The organism is Virgibacillus sp. JSM 102003, assembly GCF_041949995.1.
GTDB lineage: Bacteria > Bacillota > Bacilli > Bacillales > Amphibacillaceae > Lentibacillus.
Map to the genome: position 1 here is coordinate 35,496 of NZ_JBHFQH010000014.1, position 23,656 is coordinate 59,151.

The following is a 23,656-nucleotide window of genomic DNA, read 5'->3' on the forward strand; positions in this document are numbered from 1 at the left end:
TTTATACCGTAATTAAAACAAACAAAAAAACTCCCCTAGCCTCCTTTACTAAAAAATTTAGTGTAGGTTCTCAGCTGAAGTGGAGCTGTTTGTAAAATCTTTGTTGTTAATGTAACTATACTGTAATAATTCCGAAAAAACTGTCATATTTTGTCGATAAATATTGCAATAACTACATTTGATTACGAAGTACTGTATACACGGCATTACCATATAGACAAAAGAACTAGGTATTTTTCCTAATTATTTGTTTAAATTTTCCAAAAAGTGTTTACAGCAATATTATATGATACCAAGACTATTAAACTATTTGAAATATTTCCTATTTTTGTAAAAATAAATGTGTAAAAAGACCTAGTTACACTAGTTTGTATGCAAATACATTCTATAAAAACACACCAAAAACGCTTCTTTTTACATAAGTAATTACTTTGGTTGCAAGTATATTGGTCAAAAAGTCACTTTCCTGTTCCGTACAAAAACATACTTTTAGCCTATAAAATAACTAAAAAAATACAACTGATCGTTAGGTGGGTTATTATGTAAGAGTAATTTACTTTCCTGGAAGTGATGAAAACCTTCATTTGAACGTAATTCTTCGATTGTATGAAAATAGCTGTTTAGCTTGATTACCAATTGATTCTCATATAATAGTTGGTAGCTGCATGTTACAGAAGAACGCGGGATGCTTTACTTTCTATAAAAGGCTTGACGAGCGGACACATGAGCACTTATTTACATATATCATGGTTAATTGAGGAGATTTGTGCAAAATACAGTCCCTGGTGTCCGCAAAACTTCAAACTCGCTGACACCTCTCTATTTCAGCTGTAGCTGCACACTCGGCAGCAACAAAAAATCCCAAACCTTTTTAAGGCTTGAGATTTTTATAATTGTATTAAATTTAGTCTTCCAATGGATTAAGGCTTTCTTCACCAGTAAGATCAGCAATCATCGTAACAAGTAATTCAATCTCCTCATCAATGTCCCTTAAACTTGATGTTTCCACAGGAGAATGCATGTAACGTAATGGTAATGATACTAATGAAACGGGTATACCAGGACCTGTTAAACGCATTCTGTCTGCATCTGTACCAGTCATCCGTGGTGTTAGTTCGTATTGCACAGCCATATTTAACTTCCTGGCTGTTTTTTCCAATAATTTATTAATTTTAATGTTGATTGGTGCACCTTTTGCAAAAACAGGACCACCATCAAGTGTTATGTCCCCATGCTTATTTTTATTGACACCAGGATAATCAGTCGAGAATGTAACATCACAAGCAATAGCCATTGTTGGTTCAACACCGGCAGCAGCAAAATAAGCACCACCCATATTTGTCTCCTCATTGACAGTACTTGCTGCATATACACCAACATTGCACCCTTTTTTAGAAAGCCGCTTCAATACTTCAGCAACTATGAATGATCCGGTTCGATTATCCAATCCGCGACCAGCAACATATCGATCCATCAATATTTCCGGTTCTGTTTTATAGACAGCCAAGTCACCTATCTGAACAAATTTTGCAGCTTCATTTTTCGTTTTATAACCACAATCAATAAATAGATCCTCTAAGCCAAAGTCATCTTTTAATCCACCATGGTGTTGTGCGTTAACACCAATAACGCCTGTTACTTCCTCGTTGAATCCAAGTACGGTAACTTTCATACCAACAGCTGCCTTTGGATTTATCCCGCCCATTTTATCAAAATGCAAAAATCCATCTTCGTCAATTCGATTAATTACTAATGCTATTTCATCGCAATGACCTGCAAGCAACACCTTAAATGGTGCATTTGGATTAATTACTCCAATAGCATTACCAGCGTTGTCCGTTCTAACTTCATCTGCAAAGTCCTGTACATAGTTAATCCACTTTTTTTGAATTTCCATTTCATTACTTGATGGAGATGGCGTATCTAATAACTCCATTAAAAAATCCCTGTTTGCTTGTTCCATTAATATTACCTCCTTAAAATCTTCCACACCAATCATAACAAAAAATCATGCAAAAGAGCACTTTTGTTTACGTTACTGAAAATATTGGGTACACTCTTGAAAGGGACAGATAAAGGAGTGTACGGTAATGGATTTAAATCAATGGTATGAAAAAGGTATCACACCTGATGCCTACATCGAGTCAATGGAAAAAAACAAACAAAATTTATTACATATTTATGATCACTTCACACCACCTGCAGACAAACAGTTTTTTCAAAAACTTACTGACAAAAATATCCGTGTAATTGTATTAACCGAGGATTGGTGTGGCGACGCAATGTTGAATATCCCCATTTTAATTCGCATTGCTGAACAGGCTAATATTCCAGTTAAAATGCTTCTGCGAGATGAAAATTTGGAGTTAATGGATCAATATTTAACGAATGGAAAGGCACGTTCTATTCCTATCTTTATTTTTATTGATGAAGCTGGCAATGAAGTTGCAAAATGGGGACCCAGAGCGAAGGCAATACAACAATATTTGGATGATGCACGTGAAAACCTCCCCCCAAAGGATGCAGATGATTATGAGGAAAAATCAAAAGAAATGTATTTATTTATGACCAAATCATTTCGCGACAATCAGGATATCTGGCAGGAAGTATATACAAGTATCAAAAAGAAGTTAGAACAGGTCTAAAACGGAAAACTCACCTCTTGTCAGGTGAGTTTTTTTCTTATCGTGTATATAATATAAATACCTTTGCCCATACTAGTATGTAAAATAATTAATGGACTAAGGTGCAATATATAATGAGTATTGAATACTTCAAACATATCTATTTCAGACTGCCTGTTATTGTAAGGCTTCTTCTATCTATATTTGTGGTAATGACTTTTTTTGGGGTTATTATTCACGTCGTTGAACCAGCTGCATTCCCATCGGTATTTGATGGAATATGGTGGGCTTTTATTACAGGAGCGACAGTTGGTTACGGTGATTTCGTTCCATTAACAGCCCTGGGAAAGGTTATTGCAATACTTCTTATTCTTTCCGGAGGCGGACTGCTGACATTTTACATAATGACTATATCATCAGGAACCATTCAGCATGAACAGGATTTGTCAAAAGGAAAAGTAAAATTTAAAGGTGAAGATCACATTGTAATCGTTGGATGGAATGAACGGACAAGGCAGTTAGTGAATATGATCGAAACAAAAGATTCCAAAGAGGAAATTGTCCTCATTGACAGAACGCTCGATCACCTGCCATACCAGCACTATCCTGTACACTTTATCCACGGGGATCCTAGTGAAGATTCAACGTTAATACAAGCTAACATTCAAAAGGCCAAATCAGTTATTATAACTTCTGATATTACCAAGAAAGAACGTCAGGCTGACATAACAACTATTTTAGCTATTGTAGCAATTCGCGGAAATAATCAGCATGTATCAATTAACGCAGAAGTTCTCTCTATTTCACAAATTGAGAACGCAATTCGTGCTGGAGCGAACACTATTATCAGGTCAAATGATTTCATGAGTACTTTATTTTATCATGAGCTTTATCATCTAAAGAATACAAGGCCATTTGAAACAGTACTAAATATCTTAAATAATCAGCAATTTTCTCACTTAGCCCTTCCGGAACAACTGGAAAATTCCACTTTTAAAAATGGTATAGTTTTTTACTTGGACAAAAAAGAGCTTTTGTTTGGTTTTATTCGCGATGACGATTGGGTGATTAACCCTCCAAAAGATACGACATTTAGAAAAGGGGATATCCTGTTGACATTAACTTCCTGGTAAGAGAAGTCGTTCTACCTTTTTCATGATTTCTCTTCCTGCTTCAACGTATTCATCAGGGACATCAGCATCTGCGTTTGTCGGGGTCTGGAACTGGTCAAACGCACCACGTAATGCCCCGCCCGCTCCTTCTTCATCAAATCCTCGCTGATATTGATGTGCTAGTAAAAATGGCTGATCAACTCGCACTGTTACACCAGGATAATCAAGTGAGCCTGCTACAGCATAGAAAGGTATCCTCAAAAAATAATAAACACCATCATCGTCAATTTTCATATCAAAATACCCTTTATCATAGTCCCAGTTTGAACCAATCACAAATCCCTCAGGCTTTAATCGTTCTTCCAAAACATACAATGGATATATTTTATTCTCAACTTCTGAATTTATCGGAACCATATGCACACTCCTTCAATAAATTTCTATTATTTTTTGCTTGGAATCGAAATTTATGCTAAAATATTTTATTGTGTGAAAAGAATCGAATAGATATAGGAGTTGTTCAGCATGTCAGACAAGTTTGAGACTGGTCAGATTTTAGAAGGAAAAGTTACAGGAATTCAACCTTATGGTGCTTTTGTTGCTTTAGACGAAGAAGTCCAAGGGTTAGTGCATATTTCTGAGGTAACACATGGGTATGTTAAAGATATTAATGATCATTTAACAGCCGGGGATGAAGTGAAAGTAAAAGTTTTGAATGTAGATGAAGAAAATAATAAATTTTCATTATCTATTCGTGCTACAGAAGAACCACCTAAGAACCGTCCAAAGCCTCAAAAGAATCAAGCACCAAAGCAACAGGAAAACGATAACGCTGGATTCAATACATTAAAAGACAAATTGGAAGAATGGATTGAACAGTCAGAAGGATCTTATAATAAAAAATAATAATTAAAAAGAGGCTTTCTCAAGTATGTTTTGACATAGTCAACAATACTTGGAAAGGCCTCTTTTTGTTTTGGCTACAATTTTAAGAATCTGTACGAGGCTCAGTTTCATCAGCAAAAGCTTCATCTGGTTTGAATAATAATGACAGGGTTACCAGACCACTTATACCGACTAACGTGTAAATAACACGTGCAAATGCACCGCTTTGTTCGCCACCACCAAATACTGCAGCGACTAGGTCAAACTGAAATAATCCGATAAGTCCCCAATTTATTGCGCCAATAACTGTTAATGCTAAACATGCCCGTTGAATACCACTCATTTCAACAAACCTCCTTTACTAAAGTTCTCCTCACTAGTTTTTCACTTTTGGTAAAATATATACAAGTTCTTTCTTGATTTCACAATATCACTTCGGTAAAGTTAAAAATGAGTATTTATTGAAGGAGGAAAACATGACACATATTAATTTTTCATACAGTAAAGCACTAGATTTCTTCAATCATAACGAAATTAATTATTTACAGGACTATGTAACGTCGGCACACAATGCATTACATAATAAAACCGGACCCGGAAGTGACTTCTTAGGATGGGTTGATTTACCTGAAACATATAATAAAGAGGAATTTTCCCGGATTAAGTCAGCAGCTGCCCAAATAAAAAAAGACACTGATATTTTACTTGTCATCGGTATCGGCGGTTCGTATCTTGGTGCACGGGCAGCGATTGAAATGCTCAACCATTCCTTTCAAAACCTTCTATCCAAGGATAAACGGAAGGCACCTCAGGTTATTTTTGTTGGTCACCATATGAGTTCCACTTATATGAAAGAGTTATTTGATGTCCTTGAAGGAAAAGATGTATCGATTAATATCATTTCCAAAAGCGGCACAACAACTGAGCCTGCTATAGCATTTCGGATCTTCAAGAAATTCCTGGAGGAAAAATACGGTAAAGATGAAGCCAAAAAGCGTATATATGCAACAACAGATAAAGCAAAAGGTGCATTAAAAACAGTTGCAGACGAAGAAGGCTACGAATCCTTCGTTATTCCAGATGATGTTGGTGGACGATATTCTGTTTTAACTGCAGTTGGATTGCTGCCTATTGCAGTAAGTGGTGTATCGATTGACGAAATGATTCAAGGCGCACAAGCAGCCAAGAATGATTTGGCTAATCCATCGCTAACGGAAAACCCTGCATATCAGTATGCCGCTGTTCGAAATGTACTATATAATAAAGGAAAAACTGTTGAGATGCTTGTTAATTATGAACCACACCTCCAATATGTTTCCGAATGGTGGAAACAACTGTTTGGAGAAAGTGAAGGTAAAGATCAAAAAGGAATTTTTCCAGCTTCAGCAAATTTTACGACAGACCTTCACTCAATGGGGCAATACATCCAGGACGGACGACGTGACCTATTTGAGACAGTTTTACATGTTAATAAATCCAAACAGGAAATAACACTGGAATCAGATGAAGCTAATTCGGATGGACTTAATTATCTTGCCGGTAACACAATTCACGACATCAATGAGAAAGCATTTCAAGGAACGTTACTGGCACATACTGACGGGAATGTCCCAAATCTTATTATCGAATTACCAGAACTTGATGCATACACATTCGGTTACATGGTCTATTTTTTCGAGAAAGCATGTGCAATAAGTGGTTATCTGCTAGGCGTTAATCCGTTTGATCAGCCTGGTGTAGAGGCTTATAAGAAAAACATGTTCGCACTACTTGGCAAACCAGGATTTGAGGATGAAAAGGCTAAATTAGAAAAACGATTGTAACGTAGTTTTGGGTACAAACAGTAGTATAGAGCGTTGAATTGCTGAGCAATTTAACGCTTTTTTTTACAAATGATATTGCTGATCGGACGGGAATGTGCTCGCTTTCCACTAACATACCGGCGATCCTGGTGATTCTGCTCCCTCTTCTGGTGATTTAGCTCTTTCTTCTGTCGATTCAGCTCTCTCTTCTGTCGATTCAGCTCTCTCTTCTGTCGATTCAGCTCTCCCTTCTGGTGATTCAGCACTTTCTTCTGTTAATTCAGCTCTCCTTTCTGTTGATTCAGCTCTCCTTTCTGTTGATTCAGCCCTCCTTTCTGTTGATTCAACTCTCCTTTCTGTCGATTCAGCTCTTCCTTCTGGTGATTCAGCTCTCCTTTCTGTTGATTCAGCTAGCTCTTCTGTCGATTCTGCTCCCTCTTCTGGTGATATTCAGCTTTCTCTACGGAAAAAATTGCAGCTCAAGTGTTAACTACTCATCGGCATAATGACTTTTTTTGCCTTCCTCCCTGCCCTGTAATTATGGAACGAAACAGTTGATGTTATAAGTTTCATTCATTGGAAAAAAATTAAAGTTTTTTTGTCAATTTATGTTTAAATTTATATACAGGGGGTAATACTAAAATTGTAAGACTTTCTCGTATTCCCCCTGTAAGCAAGGCGTATAAGCGCTTTGCTTTTTTTTTGTGTTTAATAAGATATAATTGACTTATTGATTAGTAGGAGGTTTTACAATGGGAATATTTGAAAAAGTTCATGACCGTAGAAATACACGTTCAGTAAAATGGGATATGCTAAAACCTGTATTCCAGACAGAAGATGTCCTGCCAATGTGGGTAGCTGATATGGATTTCCAAGCCCCACAAGCTGTAAATGATGCATTAAAAGATCGTGCTGATCATGGTATTTACGGATACACTATTATTGACGATGATGTAAAAAACGCAATTATCAATTGGGTTGACAAACGCCATGATTGGGAAATAAATTCAGACTGGCTTTCATTCAGCCCGGGTGTCGTAACAAGCTTGCATATGGCGATCCAGGCATTCACTGAGCCAAATGAAAAAGTGCTAATCCAAACACCTGTATACACACCATTTTACAGTGTAATTGAAACACATAACAGGGAAGTTGTTAAAAATCCTCTTCAACAGAAGGACAATTATTACCATATTGATTTCGACGACTTTGAAAATAAATTAAAGCAAGGAGTTAAGGCATTTGTTCTTTGCTCCCCACATAATCCTGTAGGTCGCGTTTGGACAAAGGAAGAGTTACAGGAAATGGCACGGCTTTGCCTGAAATATGATGTATTAATCTTATCAGATGAAATCCATGGCGATCTGGTTTATCCGAACGAGAAGCATATTCCGATTGCCTCACTTTCTGACGACATTGCCGACCAAACCATTACATGCATGTCCCCATCAAAGACGTTTAATCTTGCAGGACTGCAAGCATCATATGTTATCACTACAGATAAGGAAAAGAGAGATACACTTAACCAACAGTTGAACAGTCAAGGGCATCATATGCTAAATACAATGGGAAACACCGCAATGGAGGCTGCCTACTTACATGGTGAAGAATGGCTGGATGAACTAAGGACCGTATTAAAGGAACATCAGGAGTATGTAACGAAAAAGTTTGAGGAAAATACAGATGTTCTTAAAGTCATCCGTTCAGAAGGTACTTATTTACTTTGGATTGATTGCAGTGCCATGCAAATGGACAGCAAACAACTAAAGAAATTCATGATTGAAAATGCCAAAGTTGGACTTAATACAGGTACCGATTATGGTGAAGAAGGAAAAACATTTATGCGCATAAACATAGCATGTCCTAGAGAAACGTTGGAAGAGGGAGTTAAACGAATAATCAATGCTGTAAATAAATTATAAAAAATGGCTCTCTCGACTGATGTTGAGAGAGCCATTTTTCACTTAACTAAGAAGCGTTTATTCCTTTTGTTTTTCATTAAATTTTGTAGGATCTGTCGGAGCCTCTTTTGTCTCATTAGGCTCTTTTAATATTTTGCCACATGCTATCCTCGCACCAGAGTTTCCACCAGGCTGACTTATTCCATCATCCTGTCCAGCATGAATAATTAAGGATGTCCCTTCCCCTTTAAGAATAGACTTTTTCCCTTCCATTAGTGTTGCACCAGGAAGCATTAATTCAGCATCAGCAAGCCCGCCAGAATCTGCCTCAATATTTGGTAAATCACCTAAGTGTGCTCCCTTTGGATGCATTAATCCGTGCTCTTTCCCATCTGGATTAAGATGGTTTCCTGCACTAATGAATTCTGGCCCTTCACACTTAGGGTATTCGTGAACATGAATTCCATGATAGCCAGGCTCCAGGCCCTCAAGTTTTAGCTTCACCTGTACCCCCTCTGGTCTATCCGATAACTTTGCTGTACCAATCATATCCCCAGATTCGTTATACATATCAACTGACCTTGTCGTTTCTTCATTTGACTGACATGAAACTAACATAAGTAATAATACTACAAAAAATACCCTCATTAAAGCTACTCCTTTGCAGATGCTTTACTACAAGTATCTGCAATTAGGCAAAAATTAAACGAGCTTAATTTAATAAGCCCGTTTTCACTCTTTATCATCGAACGATTTCTCCTGGTATTGTTCATTAAATTTTTTCTCTTCTTTTTTGGACACTTTATAGAAAAAATACATTACTATTACGGCCCCAATCATAAAAATGACTAGTTGTATAATAGCCGGAATATATTCGGTTTTATCTTCTGGAAAATATAAAAATTCCATCATAACTGCTCACATCCTTAAATTATATTATATCACTTTATATTCTTAAGCTAAATAGGAAACCTTAATGATTGCCCAACGACTAGTATTTTGGCACAATAGAGTAGAGGGGAGGCCTAATCATGACAACAATTAAAATTGGAGATATTGTACGTGCAAAATATAATTCAGGAAAATACATAGGAGAAGTAATGGAAGATCGTGACAAACGATTTTTAATTAAAGTTCTTGCAGTTGAAAAACATCCGATGCAAGGTGACCTCCATAATCCCGGTCAAGTAGATGGCGTATTTTTTCATGAGCGAAAAGCTCTGGCACATTTTGAAAAAATGAATGTAGTTAAATCAGCAGTACATCCTTTTGAAGGAGAAGTTCCTGATTATAATCAGTCATTACATGAAGCGATTGATAATCAAAAGCAAAAGCTTGCCTTAAAAGATTCAGAATTCAATCAAAAAGCTCTTGAATGGATTGAAGGATTAGAAGAAAAATATTATACCAAAAGCTATTATAAATAGCATATCGGGTTCAGTTTAAGGAAGAAAACAATATTTGTTAGTTTTAACACCTGATTCCATAAATACTTATATTCATTATTTATCCAAACAATTGTATGGACTAATTCAAATCCCGTGGATAAAGTCCGCCTGCATTGTAAATCAATAGACCAGGATTATACAATAAGGGGATGAAGTATCGCCACAAACAATCGAAGTGGACCCTCGTTCCGCTAAATAGCAAATAAGATGCTCTCAGAACGGTGAGACGGATCCTCGTTCCGTTAAAAAATAGATACTTCAACTAGAATTTGACTCTCTCAGAATTGAGCCGTTACAAATAGCAGGCAGTCTCACAACTATTATGAGACTGCTTTATTATGCAGTGGGAACTTTCAGGTTTTTCTTTTTCTTCTCAGGCTCTCCATATATTTTCCTCGTTATTTTTGGAGCATAATTGAACAGAACCATCCCTAAAAATGCTGCTATTACGATATACACACCACTGAATATCTTAACCGATCCGACTGCAACTCCCGCAATAACTACTGAAAATTCCCCTCTTGCACAGAGCGATAACCCCGCGCGTAATGATACACGCTTCGACAAGCCATATAATTTTCCACCAACAATACCGACTGCTATTTTAGCTACAATTGACCATATAATCAGTACAATTAGCAGTATTGGCATTGGTACGCCTTCTCCTAAATCAACAGTCGTTCCAAAATAGACGAAAAAAGTTGGTAACACAAGGTTCTTAATTGGGGATACCGTACCTTCAATTCGATCAATTTTACCAATTTCAGCTAGCATAACACCGGCCAAGAATGCACCCAGCACTTCGGATAAGCCTAAGTATAATGCCAACCCACCATAGGAAACTGCAATCCCCACTAATAAAGCAAACTTGAAATCTTCATCATCAATACGCTGCAAAAACTTTTCAAAATGCTTGAATAGCGTTTTCCCTAAGATAATTGCTACAAGTGCCATACCAATTATTTTACCTAACAGTATTGCAAAATCCAGACCACCAAAAGCATCGCCTGAATTCATCGCAATTAATATGGCAACTACAATTGGGGCAACTAAGTCCTCAAAGATTAATATACCTAAGATATACTCGGTCTCTGAGTTAGCCATTCTGCCCTTATCATCAAGCAGTTTCGCTGTAATGGATGAACTAGTCGCATATGTAATACCGCCAATAAGGAATGCTGTGAACCAGTCCATTCCAAAGCCAAACGCAATTAATGTAGAAACACCCAGGCTTAAGATTACATCCAAAAGACCTGAACTCCATATTTTTTTAGCTATTCCACCTAATCGTTTTGTACTGAATTCCAATCCAAGTACAAAGAACAATAAAACGATGGCAATTTCACTGGAAAAATGTAATAATTCATTACCTTCCAAAAATCCAGCGAACGATACACCTAATAAAATATATAGTATTACATTTGGAAACCTTGTTCTGAATCCGATAAACCCTAATACAAATATACCGAGTAAAACTATCCCGGCACCTAATAGTGTTGGAAAATCAGTAAACAAAACTCATCATTCCTCACCCTTACATAGCTTTGATAAGGTGGAAATTTGTTCTTCTTTCCCAACAGACATCAGGATATCGCCTGGGATTAATGTTGTATCTGCTTCAGGTATTGCTGTAACATCATCACCATGAACAATCCCAATAATCGTTGCACCACTTTTATTACGAACATCTGATTCTTCAATCGTTTTATGTGCAAGTGAAGATGCCTCTTCCAACGTTATATAATCAATAATAATCTGACGTTTAAACATACGCATTTTATCAATTCCAACAGGCTGATAAGTTGCACCGAGTAACTGTGCAGCAATTTCCCGAGTCTCATCCGGTGTAAGATCCATAGCAAAATCTGCTTCATCACTATCAGCGTCATCAAAGAAGTATAGCTCTCTTTTACCAGTATGGTGTACAATTATAACCAGCATGTCATCTTCTGCAGTCTTCATTGAAATTTTTTGGCCTATTCCAGGAAGCTGGGAAACAGAAATGTTCATTTAAGTCACCTCTTCTTAATAGTCATATTTATGTTTGAAAACTTGGTTTACCATAAAAGGGGATTTCGTTATCTGGAGTGCTTTATTTTCTAAAAATTGCATATTTTCCATCAGTGAAAAATAAAAAGCTAGAGAATAGTTCCCTAGCTCGATTATTATTCCCCTAGATGCTCCTTAAGCACTTCTGTTACACCTTTGATTGCTTCTTCTTCGTCGCTTCCTGTTGCAGAGACTTTCACTTCTGCTCCTTTAGGGATTCCTAGTGACATAACACCCATAATCGACTTAAGGTTAACACTTTTTCCATTATATGAAATTTCAACCTCTGATTCAAATTGTCCAGCCTTATTTACCAATAGTGTAGCTGGACGTGCATGTACACCAGTATCTGCTGTGATTGTAAATGATTGTTCTTGCATATTAACTCATCCTTCCAACAATAATATCCTTTATGTATCTCTTTATTATGAAATACCTTCTCTCATTATATACAATTATTATCTTGATTGAAACAGTAAAGCAATAAATTAATGATTTCTGTAACTTATTTGTTTTTGCACATTGGTTGTGATAACGTTATTTTGTATCATTATCTAATATAGGAGGAACATTCACATGAGTGTGCATATTGGAGCAAATAAAGGCGATATTGCTGACAAGATTTTATTACCTGGTGATCCCTTACGAGCAAAGTTTATTGCGGATACGTTCTTAGAAGACGTCACACAATATAATAAAGTACGAGGAATGTACGGATATACAGGGACTTACAAGGGTGTACGCGTATCTGTTCAAGGCACAGGTATGGGTGTACCATCCATCTCAATTTATGTAAATGAATTGATCCAAAGTTATGATGTTCAGAAACTAATTCGCGTAGGTACGTGCGGTGCTATTCAAAAAGACGTTCAAGTCCGGGACGTTATTCTGGCACAAGGAGCAACAACTGACTCGCAAATGAACCGGATGATATTTAATGGTATTGATTATGCACCGTTAGCTGACTTTGATTTACTGAAGAATGCGTATGATGTAGGAATTGATAAGGGAATGAATTTACGTGTGGGAAATGTGTTTACCAGCGATACATTTTATCGTGATAATGCACAAGAATTAAATGAATTATTGGCTAAATATAAAGTGCTAGCAGTGGAAATGGAAACAACAGCATTATATACACTGGCTGCAAAGTTTAATCGCCAAGCCCTTTCAGTTCTAACAGTTTCTGATCACATCCTTACAGGTGAAGAAACTACCTCAGAAGAGAGACAAACTACATTTAACGAAATGATGGAAATCGCACTTGATGCTGCGATAAAAGAATAACTGAGAACAGCCTTTCAATTATGAGAGGCTGTTTTTTACACTCTATCGTTAACCAATAAAAATTACAGTTGACAATCCAAGTGCATTTTTATATCATCATATTGAAGGGAGCGATTGAAGTGAAAAGTTTACGTCCAATTGATTTAACATTTGGTTCTGTTTTTGTGTGCTTAATGGCTGTGGGAGCAAACATAGCAGTATGGTTTCCAATGCTCGCAGTTCCAATTGGTGGCGCATCCGTGCCATTATCACTCCAAACATTTTTTGCAATTTTAGCAGGTTTAATGCTCGGTAAAAAGTTAGGCAGTATCTCCATGATTACATATATCTTAATCGGTGTGGCCGGAGTACCTGTATTTGCAAAGATGTCTGCAGGTCCTATGGCGCTTGTCTCCCCTACTGGAGGCTTCATAATTTCATTTGTATTCATAGCATTTTTCGTAGGCTTCATTGCAGAGTTCAGCAAAAAACCATCCATCCCAGTATATACAGTAGCAGCTTTGGTTGGATTAGTAATTAATTATGGAATAGGTGTAAGCTATATGTATGTTGCAATGAATACATGGCTTGAGCTGCAGATTTCCTATCCTGTAGCGTGGATTGGCATGATACCTTTTCTCGTAAAAGACACTGCACTGGCATGTTTATCTGCAGTATTTATGGTAAGCTTAGCTAAGCGTGTTCCATCGAGATGGACTTCCACTGCACAAGCATAATGCATGAGAGGTCGGCAAGGATATTCCTTATGGAGTATCCTTTTTTCATTAAATGAAAAGTTTCCACATATGTGATAAAATTACAAATTATAGAGTTTAAAACTTTACCACCTATTCATCACAAGTAAAGTTAACGCAACAGAGAGGATGTTCATGCATTCATGGGTTTCTTTGCAAATTTTCCATTATGGGCAGCATTGTCTGCAATTGTTTTTGCACAGGGTGTAAAAATCCCTATCCGCTTCTTTGTGACAAAAGAATTCAAACCTGGATTAGCCTTCAGCAATGGTGGTATGCCAAGCAGTCACTCAGCTGCAGTAGCCGCACTAACGACGGGTGTTGGGATTTCAGAAGGGGTCCCATCCACTATGTTTGCAATTGCATGTGTCTTCAGTATTATTATTATGTTTGATGCCTCGGGTGTACGCAGGCAAGCAGGAGAACAAGCAATAGTTTTAAATCAATTAGTCAAAGATTTTCAATACTTTATGGACGGAGCCAAGGACTGGAGTAAAAAGGAAGATTATGAAAAACGTAAGGAGTTAAAAGAGCTTCTGGGGCACCAGCCAATCGAAGTGTTTTTCGGTGGCCTATCAGGAATCGCAATTGCATTTTTAATTTATCAATTATATTAATAAACCTATCACAATCGAGCATTGAATTGCCTAGCAATTCGATGCTTTTTGCATTATATTGATTGGATGAAACAGTGACCTTTTCTCGCTGGCTTTTCACACGTAGAGGTAAGGACTCTGAATTCCGCACTCTATATCTTGCGAGTCCTCTCTATCGTGAATCTGATTTATCAACTTGAGATACTGGATATCGAATTCAAGGATGCTTTCATAAAAAAAGCAGTCCAATTATGTGTACAAATTGTGTTTTTGTACGCCGTAATCGAACCACTTTATAAAGAGAAAACTCTTTTTATTTAACTTTTGGTAATTTGATCTCTGAATACTTGTAATGCTTCATTTTCGTTTAAATTGTTCAGTTCCTTTTCTGTTAAATTACCATCACCACGTTCAATGATATACACCTCTACTTGCTTTTTACCCCACTCTGAATATACATCTTCTACAGTTTCATAATACAAATCGATTTTGTTTCCGTTAATAGCACCACCCTTATCCGCAACAACACCATATCCGTATCCTGGGATAAACATTATTGTTCCTATCGGATAAATGCTTAAATCTGCTGCAATAGTAGAGTATAAGTCTCGTTTAACGGTTACTCCTGAATACGTCACTCCATATTGGGGGTGAACAGGTGTCTTACCCGTGGATTCTACACCTGCAGTATAACCTGTTGCCATAACTGTATTACTTGGAAACTGCTTCATAATAAATTCTTCACTATATTCTTTCAGTGTTTTCGGGCCTTCTACTTGCTCACTTGAAATATATCTTTTCTGTTGTTTAGCAACATTTAGATTCTTCTCTTTTAATGTAACTTGCCTTTTTCCTGCTGTTTTGCCCGTATTTTCATAAGAAACTTCAGATCCATCTGCAACCCAAGCATTCACATCTGTTATCGTGATATTCGAAATAGACGATAAGGTCACTAAAAACGCTCCCAGGAACAAAACAAACATACTAGTTCTTCGCAAAATTTTAGTTTTAATCAATGATAACACCTTTCTGGTAGCATGCTAATTTTATATAACAGCTTCGGGCATGATTTTATACACCGAGGAACTGCAGCGTTAAATAACTACCTATCTGGACAGTGTTACCAAATATCAGATTATTATACACGTAAGCTTTTAGAATTTCCATATTTAATGGTAAATTCTGTTAATTAATTCAGGAGCCTTGGAACTAAATAATTTATGTGGGTACTTATAAAAGCTAAAATTGCTTTTTTAAAACACCTTTATAAAGAACACTAAACTTCATTAGCCTTACTTATTGTTATCGCAATTTTTCTTTTCAGGAAAAAATTATTCATGAAAATGTTTCTGATGAAAAACAAAGCAGCATCTCAACAGTTACTCCAATTAACCCCACCTTGAATGAGGACAAGAGCTTACGGAAGTACTTTTCATCCTGGAAAACAGTAGATCCTTTGAGAAGAAAAGTACGCAAACTTGAACAGAAAGCCTATACGAATGGGCTAGGGAGACAGCCTTCAGAAACAATTGAGGAATGGTTTTCCCGCCTGAATTTAAATCCTTCTTATCTTAATTTATATCAAAAGATAAGATATGGGGATAAGACCTTAACTCATGAAGAAAAAGAGAGATTTGTTCATCTACTGGATGAGTTAATGACAAAGTTTAAAAAGCGTTAACCCATTTCTAATACAGGGTTAACGCTTTTTTTACTACACTAAAACATTTGATAGCCACTCTTTCGCAATAATCGAATAACAATTCCAGATACGATTGTCCCCAAAAAACCTGCTCCCAGAATACTAATATCAGCAGCTGTTATATCCATTAATTTAGAAAATGCTATTGAAAAAGAACCACCTGGATCTTTAAAGTATTCAAGTGATGACATGTCATCAACTATCATCAAAACAATAACCGGATAAATAAGTGCCATTAACCAAGTTCGTCTTAACAACATATTTAAAATAAAGGCTAGTCCAAAAAATATTACAAAGAACAATATTATAGAAACTACAAACTGTATCACTGTTGTATCTCCCTTCACACTTTGCATACAAAATCCATTTTATAACAAAAATGTATAAAAGCAAAGGCATCACTATAGCCTTTGCTTCATATTCTTCTAATCTAGTAAAATATATTAAATTTTCCTTTTCTTATTAATAACCCTGGACCTCCGAGTTTTAAGAGATAACGGTTATCAATGACTTTTTTCATAACGGTAGCACTCCAGCCAAATATTTTGCGCTGGTTTAGAACAACCCCAATTGCATCCGTATGACCAAGTGAAGCTACTGTCCCAAGAATATTCGGCTCAAACACTTCTAGTTCATCGTTTCCTTGAATTAAAGCCTTCACATTATGTGCAACAACTCCAGATTCCTGAATTGCTATTTGTGCTGTTGGAGGATATGGTCTTTTAGTTTCTTCATTCATAATTAGTGCACAATCACCAATAACAAATACATCATTATAATCAGGGGCACGCATATCCTGACGAACTTCTACTTTTCCACGATTTGTCTGAAACCCTGAAGCCTCAACAATCGAATTAGCACGGACTCCGGCTGCCCAAACTGTAGTCTTGGTCGGGATTCCCTCCAGTTTATCATCCTTCTGATAAACAATACTGTCTGGTTTACATTCTTTTAACATTGCACCAGTGATAAACTCAATACCACGTGATTCCAGGGAGTTCATAGCATACTCTACAAGCTGTGGATCGAACCCAGGTAATACAGATGGTGATCCTTCTAGGTTAATAACTCGTACCAGTGCTTTGTCTATATCGTATTCATTACAAAGCTCTGGAATTCGATTTGCCAATTCTCCAACAAATTCAATTCCTGTAAATCCACCACCTCCAACAACAATGTTGAGACGGCCTTGATTTTTTTCGTTTTCATTATGATACATTGCGAAATTATACTCAATGTGTTCTTTTATTAGTCGGGCACTGTTTATGTTTCCAATAGTAAACGCATGCTCTTCTAACCCTGGAATTCCAAATGTTGCTGCTTCAAATCCGAGACCAATCACAAGAATATCATAATCTAACACACTATTTTCCAATTTTACTTTTTTTTCATCAGGCTTAATAGAAACTACTGTATCTTCTATAAAATTGACTTTACTCATATTAACAACATCTTTTACCGGAATTCGTGTACGATCATGATGCAAAGTTCCAGCAGCGTTTTCATGCAACCAAGTTGATTGGTAATGATAGTCATTTTTATTTACAAGCGTAATAGTAGCTTCATTAATATTCAGTGACTTCTGCAATTTTACAGTAGTCATCATTCCCCCATAGCCAGCACCTAATATGACAATATTTGGCTTATTCATCTCTTATCACTTCCATCTCCGTTATTTTCCTACGTTTGTGACTTATTTCACGTAAAAAGACATTAGAAAAACTTGGCTTGTGGCCAAGTACTAAATGAGTTTATTTCATTTATATAACTTTTGTTACACGTTTGTAATATAAAATATCTATTGATTATATTAGACGTTATTTCGACAATTTTCAAGCTTTATTTTATCATTTATTAAAGTTGTATTTTTCAAACTTTGATCAAGTTTCCTTGCTTGTGTGCATCAATACACATAAAATAATTGTTTATGATAATATAGGAATGGTACACATACACGAAAAAGATAAATGGGGGATTTCCATGTCAGATAAAGTATATGACGTAACAATTATCGGCGCTGGACCTACTGGTTTATTCACCGCATTTTATGGCGGGATGAGGCAAGCTAGTGTTAAGATAATTGAAAGTTTACCACATACTGGCGGGCAATTAACTGCCCTGTATCCAGAGAAATATATATATGATGTTGCAGGCTTTCCGAAGATCCGTGCACAAGACCTGGTGGACAACCTTGAGGAACAGGCAAATATGTTTGATCCAACGATTGTACTTGAACAGTCGATAGATAAAATTGAACGGCTGGAAGATGACACATTCAAGCTGGTTTCAGATAAAGAAGTCCATTATACTAAAACAATTATTATCACAGCAGGCAATGGTGCGTTCCAGCCACGTCGTCTAAACGTTGGAGAGTGTGATCAATTTGAAGGCGTCAATTTGCATTACCATGTAAAAGATATGAATCAATATAAAGATCAGAACGTCATGCTCTTGGGTGGCGGCGACTCAGCTGTCGATTGGGCATTAATGCTTGAACCAATTGCTAAAAAAGTAAGTCTGGTCCACCGTCGCGACAAATTTAGAGCACACGAACATAGTGTAGAAAAATTAATGAATTCGAAAGTTGATATTTTGACACCTTTTGTTCCAACAGCTATTGCTGGTACCGAAAAAATTGATAAGGTTACTTTGGAAGAAGTAAAAGGTGATAAAACAGTAGACGTTGAAGTCGACTCCGTTCTATGTAACTATGGATTTGTATCAACACTTGGTCCAATTAAGGATTGGGGATTAGAAATAGAGAAGAACAGTATTGTTGTTAATTCGAAAATGGAAACCAATATTCCAGGAATATATGGTGCTGGAGATATTACTACTTTTCCAGGTAAAGTAAAACTAATAGCCACTGGATTCGGTGAAGGCCCAACAGCCATAAACAATGCAAAACAATATATCGATCCGAAAGCACGAATTCAGCCAAAGCACTCAACGAGTATGTTTTAAATAATAGGCCTAAACACCTTATAAAAGTGTTTAGGCTTATTTGGTAAGCGCGTTAGCTTGATTCAGTATTCCCAGCCATAATTCAGTCTTTATTATTAATTTAGGGCATTATTCAGTTTTCAATCGATTTTATCAGTCTTTATAAGCTTTATTCAGTATTCAGTCATATCTCGACCAAGAACAAAAGCGCAAGCGCCTGTTCAGCGCTGAGTGTTGGGAGTATTTTTAGATTCAAGTAAAAACTTCAAACCTGTTTTTTGGTGTTTGTAAATTTTCATTTACAGTACCGTTTATACCAAATACGATTACAAATCAAATATATCCTTGAGTTTATTTATATTGACTCCAGAATTCGGTCTTTAAATCAAAAATGAGCGCTTATCCTTGCTCCTGGATAGCGCCCTTTAGTTGAACAAATGTAAACGTGAAACTAATAATAATTTTGTGAAGCAGTCCTCTCTTTCCTTAATCAATAGGATGGAGATGTAATTTAACAAGCAAATTTTTTATTAGTTACTATTATTGATATCTCCTTTGACTCTCTTCAAATGATCGAATCAACTTTCTCGGTGCCTTCATGCGCTATGACTGTTAAACCAACTGTTGCAGTTTTTACGCCGGGACTTTTGCTAGCTCGAATCTGATGCAAATAAGGTCCTTCTTACTCTGCCATACCTCTTCAAAAATCGCCGGGTCTTCACGAACTATCTTATCTATTTTTAACGATCCAGCCGTAAGAACTCATGATCTTGATCTTTGTCAATACTCACAAATCCCTTTCCCGAAACATCGTAGGTCCGTGGTCAGCAAATGAAAATGGGTTCCTTCAGATATACCCGGCAATGCAAGTGCAATTGAATGGAGTTCATCAAGAGTAGTCATTCGTTTTGTCCCCCACAAAAAATTTTTTCAGGATTGGGGCAAGAACTTCCGGAGCGACATCATGTGTTTGGCCTTCCAGTGTGGAGCGCTGCACGGATGGCAACTCCTCTGAAAGTACATCCGCCGCTTCATGCATAAACGCCGGACTATTGCCGCCGTCGAGTACGAGGGTGAGAATCTTGGCGGCTTTCGCATCATCAATGGGGACAGAGCCATCACCCATAATGGCGTTGTCGTATGCAAGCGTAGGTGCCAATGCTTCCGACGCCGACCACATTGGTGACTGGCGCATGCCAGCAATTGCCTCGGGCGGCATGCCGACTTTTTTCATGAATAGTTCTACAGCATCGCCACGTCGATCCACAGAAAGTAATTCGTTAAGGGAGTTAGTGTAAGACTCCGCTGCCTTTCTTGCATCGTCTCCAAATGTAAAGGGCGGCTCATAGACTGCAAGCTTTCGAATTTTACTTCCAAGAGCGCCGGCCGCTTTAAGCGCCAATACTGCTCCTGATGAAATCCCATACACAAACACTGAACTGCCCGTTTCTTCAATAATTGCCTCTATATCCTCAATTTCCCGTTCAATGGCGTACGGTTGTGTGTCACTACTCCCCCCTCGTCCACGACGGTCATATGTATATACGGTGAACCACTTGGACAACTGTGATGCGAGCGGGCCCATAGGACCTGAAGAGCTATAGCACATCGCCCCATCCACGAGAATAAGAGGAAGTCCTGATCCGATTTTCTCATACGCAATATTCGTTCCATCTTGAGATTTTACTTTTTCCATGTTTATTCTCCTTTTTGTTTATTACCTTTTATTTTTCCCAAAAAATAAATCACGTATTTTGTGGGTAATGATATGATCTACAGGATATTAAAGGCCGATTTCAGGCAAAGTATTCCCAGTTTCAAGAAAGCTTTTCAAGTTGCTCAGTATGGCAGGCCATCCATTGTTGATTCCAATAAATCCTTCGCCTTCATCTTGAAAAGCACCCGTCGACAGATATTCATGTTTGAGTGTCAGTTTTACAGTCGATTCCATTGGCTTCAGTTCAAAAGTGACCCTCGGCATTCTTTCATAATCTGTTTGATCTTTCACACACTTTAGCGTATAAGAAAGTAGACTGTACGGCTCGCTCTTCATTACCTGGCCTTGATCTGTGGTTTCCCCGTTTTTATCCAAAAAGTTAACAGTTGACCCTTCCTTCCAATCAGATCGCACTTCCTTGCCAAACCAGTATTTTTTTGTGAATTCTCTGCTTGTAAGGGCTTCCCAAAGTTTTTCCGGGGTGGTTGCGATATAAGTCGCATAGCAAATGTAGAATTACTCAAGGTTCTCCTCCTCCAAACTATTTTTCAATTCATTCAATGATTCGATACAATGATGTTGGAATTTTTTGACCCATCGCTTATAAATCTCACCGATAGGCACAACGTTCAAGTAATGAAGTTTACTTCTTCCTTGCCACTCGACAATAATAAGGTTCGCCTCCTCTAATATGGTCAGATGCTTTGTAACTGACTGACGGGTCATATCCAAATGCTCGCACAGCTGGTTTAGCGTCTGGGAACTTATCTATATTGTTTGCTTGAATAAAAACATTTTTATTAAAATAACTAAATTGTTCTCTAACATTATTTATCCACTTAATCCTCTCAGCGCTCAAATTATCTATGTATTTACCCCTTCTACTGGAAAGGTAATTAAATATACCAACTATAAAAGTCAAAGCTATTCCAATTAACATTACAGTTTCTCTTGACATTAAATCCCCCCGTAACGAAGTAGTGGCAGAATAGTAAATTCTTTTTTTCATTTCCTACTACAGCTGACAACATAAGTTTGTCTGATCAATTTCAATTGTATCACATAGAAAGTTATCCACAACCGCGGAATTATAGTTTCCTAGACAACGAAAAAAGCCAAAGCGCCATACTTCCTGCGCTTTGGCTTATATATTAGCACTTCTCAGGTGCACCTTCCCGTTTCTCCGCTTTAAATGAAGATCCACAGCCGCATGATACGATTGCGTTCGGATTGTCAATGCTGAATCCGCCGCCCATCATGTTTTGCTTAAAGTCTATCGTAGTACCTTCTATAATAGGTATATCCTGTTTAAAAATTGTTACAGGAATACCATTAATATCGTCAACCATATCCAGTTCCTCATTAACTTCATAATCAAAACCTATTGAGTATGATAGTCCACTGCATCCGCCACCTTTAATTCCAAATCGTAAACGGACACCCTCTTCCTCTTCTTTCATCATTTCTTTCACTTGATTTGCTGCTTGATCTGTTAGAGTAATAACCATCTTAATTCCCTCCTCATTAATTCAGACGGATTAATACAACATGTTACCTTCCAGTATACAAACTACTAGGAAACTATTCAAATATTATCTGCTAAATAATACGTTCCGGTTGCGATTACATTTGCTCCGCCAGTCATCCAAACAGAACCATTATCATCCCATTTAATCACCAAATCGCCACCTGCCAGATGAACAATAATGTCCTCATTCCGGTGTACACTTCCATTTAGGACGGCAGCTACTACTGATGCGCACGCTCCCGTTCCGCAAGCTTGTGTTACACCAGAGCCACGTTCCCAAACCTGAAAATTCAGCTCACTTTTAGAAATCACTTCGATAAATTCCACATTTACTCCATCTGGAAAGCGTTGGTCCTTCTCTATTATAGGTCCAAGTTCATACAGTGGCGCTGCATCTATGGAGTCTACGAAAAATACTGCATGCGGATTCCCCATTGATATTGCAGTTACATCCAATTTTTCATCCCCAACAGTAAATGGCTCAGCAACAACCTGAGGGACATCTTCACCCATCATCGGAATCGCCTGTCGTCGTAATATTGGCTCACCCATATTAATCGTGACTTCCTGTACCAGACCTGCTTTCACACTCACTTCGGCTTCAACTACATTGGCACGTGTTTCAATTTGAAATTTCTCACGCTGGATAATTCCATTTTCATATGCATACTTTGCTACACAGCGTAATCCATTCCCACAGCTTTGTCCTTCTGAGCCATCCTTATTAAAGATTCGCATGCCAACATCAGCATCATCACTCGGCTGAATCAAAATCATGCCATCTGACCCAATCCCTGTATAAACATCTGATATACTTTGCGCAATCCCTGATAATTGCTCCTCCGCAATAGTAAATTTAAATAAATCAATATAAATATAATTATTTCCTAGTCCATGCATTTTCGTAAAAGGGATTTCCATGTCAAAACAAACCTCATTCCATTTATGGTTGAAGAACTGCTCCATTTTTATCTAATTCACTATATATCGTCTTAAGCCTTGGAATACCTTCAGCAACCAATTCATCATTTACTAAAACAATCGGATAAAATAAATCGTCTTCAAAAATTCGTTCAACAAATTGCTGATGTTTCTCGTCATCAGGAGGCTGATTCATATCAATATATTCATATTCAATAATATCATCAATATACTTTCTCCCTATTGCAGCCTGGAGCCATTCATATGTGTCCTTTGAGCCAGGTGCTCCAACACAGCTGGCGCAAATCTGCTCTGCTCCGTAAACCGTTATCAGGATATTTTTCCCCATTGTGAAACCTCCACATCTTAGTTACTTATATTTTACAAAATCTTTAATAAAAGATAAA

General features: G+C 37.3%; 29 protein-coding genes. 11 read left to right on the forward strand and 18 right to left on the reverse strand.

Going from position 1 to position 23,656, the window contains the following annotated elements:
* Nucleotides 1-904 precede the first annotated feature (904 nt).
* Nucleotides 905-1,963, reverse strand: a complete 1,059-nt coding sequence (locus tag ACE1TG_RS14950; protein WP_375053211.1) for a M20/M25/M40 family metallo-hydrolase — start codon at nt 1,961-1,963, stop codon at nt 905-907.
* 127 nt (nt 1,964-2,090) lie between these two features.
* On the opposite strand from ACE1TG_RS14950, the gene ACE1TG_RS14955 reads away from it, so the two are divergent.
* Nucleotides 2,091-2,645 carry a thioredoxin family protein gene (locus tag ACE1TG_RS14955; RefSeq protein ID WP_375053212.1) on the forward strand — a complete coding sequence of 185 codons (555 nt, stop codon included), beginning with the start codon at nt 2,091-2,093 and terminating at the stop codon, nt 2,643-2,645.
* A 113-nt stretch (nt 2,646-2,758) separates the two neighbouring features.
* Entirely contained in the window at nt 2,759-3,757 is a 999-nt protein-coding gene (locus ACE1TG_RS14960) for a potassium channel family protein (RefSeq protein WP_375053213.1), read from the forward strand.
* On the opposite strand, the gene ACE1TG_RS14965 is transcribed toward ACE1TG_RS14960, so the two are convergent.
* On the reverse strand, nt 3,743-4,153 hold the full coding sequence (locus ACE1TG_RS14965; protein WP_375053214.1) for a YugN-like family protein: 411 nt from the start codon (nt 4,151-4,153) through the stop codon (nt 3,743-3,745). The genes ACE1TG_RS14960 and ACE1TG_RS14965 overlap by 15 nt on opposite strands.
* Nucleotides 4,154-4,261: 108 nt before the next feature.
* Here ACE1TG_RS14965 and yugI point away from each other — a divergent pair, with 108 nt between their 5' ends.
* Nucleotides 4,262-4,642 carry a S1 domain-containing post-transcriptional regulator GSP13 gene (gene yugI / locus ACE1TG_RS14970; protein ID WP_375053215.1) on the forward strand — a complete coding sequence of 127 codons (381 nt, stop codon included), beginning with the start codon at nt 4,262-4,264 and terminating at the stop codon, nt 4,640-4,642.
* Between the two features lie 82 nt (nt 4,643-4,724).
* On the opposite strand, the gene ACE1TG_RS14975 is transcribed toward yugI, so the two are convergent.
* Entirely contained in the window at nt 4,725-4,964 is a 240-nt protein-coding gene (locus tag ACE1TG_RS14975; RefSeq protein ID WP_375053216.1) for a DUF378 domain-containing protein, read from the reverse strand.
* A gap of 133 nt (nt 4,965-5,097) precedes the next feature.
* On the opposite strand from ACE1TG_RS14975, the gene ACE1TG_RS14980 reads away from it, so the two are divergent.
* Nucleotides 5,098-6,444 (forward strand): glucose-6-phosphate isomerase, encoded by a 1,347-nt coding sequence (locus tag ACE1TG_RS14980; protein WP_375053217.1) that lies wholly within the window; start codon nt 5,098-5,100, stop codon nt 6,442-6,444.
* Between the two features lie 731 nt (nt 6,445-7,175).
* The gene (locus ACE1TG_RS14985; protein WP_375053218.1) at nt 7,176-8,345 is read left to right on the forward strand and encodes a MalY/PatB family protein; all 1,170 of its coding nucleotides are present in this window, start codon (nt 7,176-7,178) and stop codon (nt 8,343-8,345) included.
* A gap of 57 nt (nt 8,346-8,402) precedes the next feature.
* Here ACE1TG_RS14985 and ACE1TG_RS14990 read toward each other — a convergent pair whose 3' ends face one another.
* Together ACE1TG_RS14990 and ACE1TG_RS14995 are read right to left on the reverse strand one after the other, a co-directional pair.
* Entirely contained in the window at nt 8,403-8,972 is a 570-nt protein-coding gene (locus tag ACE1TG_RS14990) for a superoxide dismutase family protein (RefSeq protein WP_375053219.1), read from the reverse strand.
* An 84-nt stretch (nt 8,973-9,056) separates the two neighbouring features.
* Nucleotides 9,057-9,236, reverse strand: a complete 180-nt coding sequence (locus tag ACE1TG_RS14995; protein ID WP_375053220.1) for a hypothetical protein — start codon at nt 9,234-9,236, stop codon at nt 9,057-9,059.
* Nucleotides 9,237-9,355: 119 nt separating this feature from the next.
* Here ACE1TG_RS14995 and kapB point away from each other — a divergent pair, with 119 nt between their 5' ends.
* Entirely contained in the window at nt 9,356-9,751 is a 396-nt protein-coding gene (gene kapB, locus ACE1TG_RS15000) for a kinase-associated lipoprotein KapB (RefSeq protein ID WP_375053221.1), read from the forward strand.
* Nucleotides 9,752-10,108: 357 nt separating this feature from the next.
* Here the strand turns inward: kapB and ACE1TG_RS15005 are convergent, their stop codons facing one another.
* From ACE1TG_RS15005 to ACE1TG_RS15015, 3 genes are all read right to left on the reverse strand, one after another.
* Nucleotides 10,109-11,287, reverse strand: a complete 1,179-nt coding sequence (locus tag ACE1TG_RS15005; RefSeq protein ID WP_375053222.1) for a cation:proton antiporter — start codon at nt 11,285-11,287, stop codon at nt 10,109-10,111.
* A gap of 6 nt (nt 11,288-11,293) precedes the next feature.
* Complete coding sequence (locus ACE1TG_RS15010; protein WP_375053223.1) at nt 11,294-11,782, reverse strand: cation:proton antiporter regulatory subunit; 489 nt, start codon at nt 11,780-11,782, stop codon at nt 11,294-11,296.
* A gap of 155 nt (nt 11,783-11,937) precedes the next feature.
* Nucleotides 11,938-12,201: a phosphocarrier protein HPr gene (locus ACE1TG_RS15015; RefSeq protein ID WP_375053224.1), complete on the reverse strand. Its 264-nt coding sequence runs from the start codon at nt 12,199-12,201 to the stop codon at nt 11,938-11,940.
* Nucleotides 12,202-12,397: 196 nt separating this feature from the next.
* Between ACE1TG_RS15015 and deoD the strand changes: the two genes are divergently transcribed.
* The 3 genes from deoD (at nt 12,398) to ACE1TG_RS15030 (ending at nt 14,459) form a co-directional block, all read left to right on the forward strand.
* Nucleotides 12,398-13,108, forward strand: coding sequence for a purine-nucleoside phosphorylase (gene deoD / locus ACE1TG_RS15020; protein ID WP_375053225.1), 711 nt, complete (start codon nt 12,398-12,400; stop codon nt 13,106-13,108).
* Between the two features lie 119 nt (nt 13,109-13,227).
* The gene (locus tag ACE1TG_RS15025; protein WP_375053226.1) at nt 13,228-13,824 is read left to right on the forward strand and encodes a biotin transporter BioY; all 597 of its coding nucleotides are present in this window, start codon (nt 13,228-13,230) and stop codon (nt 13,822-13,824) included.
* 161 nt (nt 13,825-13,985) lie between these two features.
* On the forward strand, nt 13,986-14,459 hold the full coding sequence (locus tag ACE1TG_RS15030) for a divergent PAP2 family protein (protein WP_375053227.1): 474 nt from the start codon (nt 13,986-13,988) through the stop codon (nt 14,457-14,459).
* Nucleotides 14,460-14,755: 296 nt separating this feature from the next.
* Here the strand turns inward: ACE1TG_RS15030 and ACE1TG_RS15035 are convergent, their stop codons facing one another.
* Nucleotides 14,756-15,421, reverse strand: coding sequence for a 3D domain-containing protein (locus ACE1TG_RS15035; RefSeq protein WP_375053228.1), 666 nt, complete (start codon nt 15,419-15,421; stop codon nt 14,756-14,758).
* A gap of 473 nt (nt 15,422-15,894) precedes the next feature.
* Between ACE1TG_RS15035 and ACE1TG_RS15040 the strand changes: the two genes are divergently transcribed.
* On the forward strand, nt 15,895-16,119 hold the full coding sequence (locus ACE1TG_RS15040) for a DUF4129 domain-containing protein (protein ID WP_375053229.1): 225 nt from the start codon (nt 15,895-15,897) through the stop codon (nt 16,117-16,119).
* Between the two features lie 38 nt (nt 16,120-16,157).
* On the opposite strand, the gene ACE1TG_RS15045 is transcribed toward ACE1TG_RS15040, so the two are convergent.
* Together ACE1TG_RS15045 and ACE1TG_RS15050 are read right to left on the reverse strand one after the other, a co-directional pair.
* Complete coding sequence (locus ACE1TG_RS15045; protein WP_375053230.1) at nt 16,158-16,469, reverse strand: YuiB family protein; 312 nt, start codon at nt 16,467-16,469, stop codon at nt 16,158-16,160.
* A 101-nt stretch (nt 16,470-16,570) separates the two neighbouring features.
* The gene (locus ACE1TG_RS15050; RefSeq protein WP_375053231.1) at nt 16,571-17,791 is read right to left on the reverse strand and encodes an NAD(P)/FAD-dependent oxidoreductase; all 1,221 of its coding nucleotides are present in this window, start codon (nt 17,789-17,791) and stop codon (nt 16,571-16,573) included.
* A 329-nt stretch (nt 17,792-18,120) separates the two neighbouring features.
* On the opposite strand from ACE1TG_RS15050, the gene ACE1TG_RS15055 reads away from it, so the two are divergent.
* Complete coding sequence (locus ACE1TG_RS15055; RefSeq protein WP_375053232.1) at nt 18,121-19,104, forward strand: NAD(P)/FAD-dependent oxidoreductase; 984 nt, start codon at nt 18,121-18,123, stop codon at nt 19,102-19,104.
* 868 nt (nt 19,105-19,972) lie between these two features.
* Here ACE1TG_RS15055 and ACE1TG_RS15060 read toward each other — a convergent pair.
* From ACE1TG_RS15060 to ACE1TG_RS15090, 7 genes are all read right to left on the reverse strand, one after another.
* The gene (locus ACE1TG_RS15060; protein ID WP_375053233.1) at nt 19,973-20,779 is read right to left on the reverse strand and encodes an alpha/beta fold hydrolase; all 807 of its coding nucleotides are present in this window, start codon (nt 20,777-20,779) and stop codon (nt 19,973-19,975) included.
* Nucleotides 20,780-20,866: 87 nt separating this feature from the next.
* Nucleotides 20,867-21,310: an SRPBCC family protein gene (locus ACE1TG_RS15065; RefSeq protein ID WP_375053306.1), complete on the reverse strand. Its 444-nt coding sequence runs from the start codon at nt 21,308-21,310 to the stop codon at nt 20,867-20,869.
* Nucleotides 21,311-21,316: 6 nt separating this feature from the next.
* Complete coding sequence (locus ACE1TG_RS15070; RefSeq protein ID WP_375053234.1) at nt 21,317-21,526, reverse strand: hypothetical protein; 210 nt, start codon at nt 21,524-21,526, stop codon at nt 21,317-21,319.
* Entirely contained in the window at nt 21,444-21,758 is a 315-nt protein-coding gene (locus tag ACE1TG_RS15075; protein ID WP_375053309.1) for a hypothetical protein, read from the reverse strand. The genes ACE1TG_RS15070 and ACE1TG_RS15075 overlap by 83 nt, the downstream gene beginning before the upstream one ends.
* A 193-nt stretch (nt 21,759-21,951) precedes the next feature.
* Nucleotides 21,952-22,308 carry a HesB/IscA family protein gene (locus ACE1TG_RS15080; protein ID WP_375053235.1) on the reverse strand — a complete coding sequence of 119 codons (357 nt, stop codon included), beginning with the start codon at nt 22,306-22,308 and terminating at the stop codon, nt 21,952-21,954.
* A gap of 77 nt (nt 22,309-22,385) precedes the next feature.
* Complete coding sequence (gene dapF, locus ACE1TG_RS15085; protein WP_375053236.1) at nt 22,386-23,249, reverse strand: diaminopimelate epimerase; 864 nt, start codon at nt 23,247-23,249, stop codon at nt 22,386-22,388.
* 22 nt (nt 23,250-23,271) lie between these two features.
* Nucleotides 23,272-23,598: a YuzD family protein gene (locus ACE1TG_RS15090; RefSeq protein ID WP_375053237.1), complete on the reverse strand. Its 327-nt coding sequence runs from the start codon at nt 23,596-23,598 to the stop codon at nt 23,272-23,274.
* Nucleotides 23,599-23,656 lie beyond the last annotated feature (58 nt).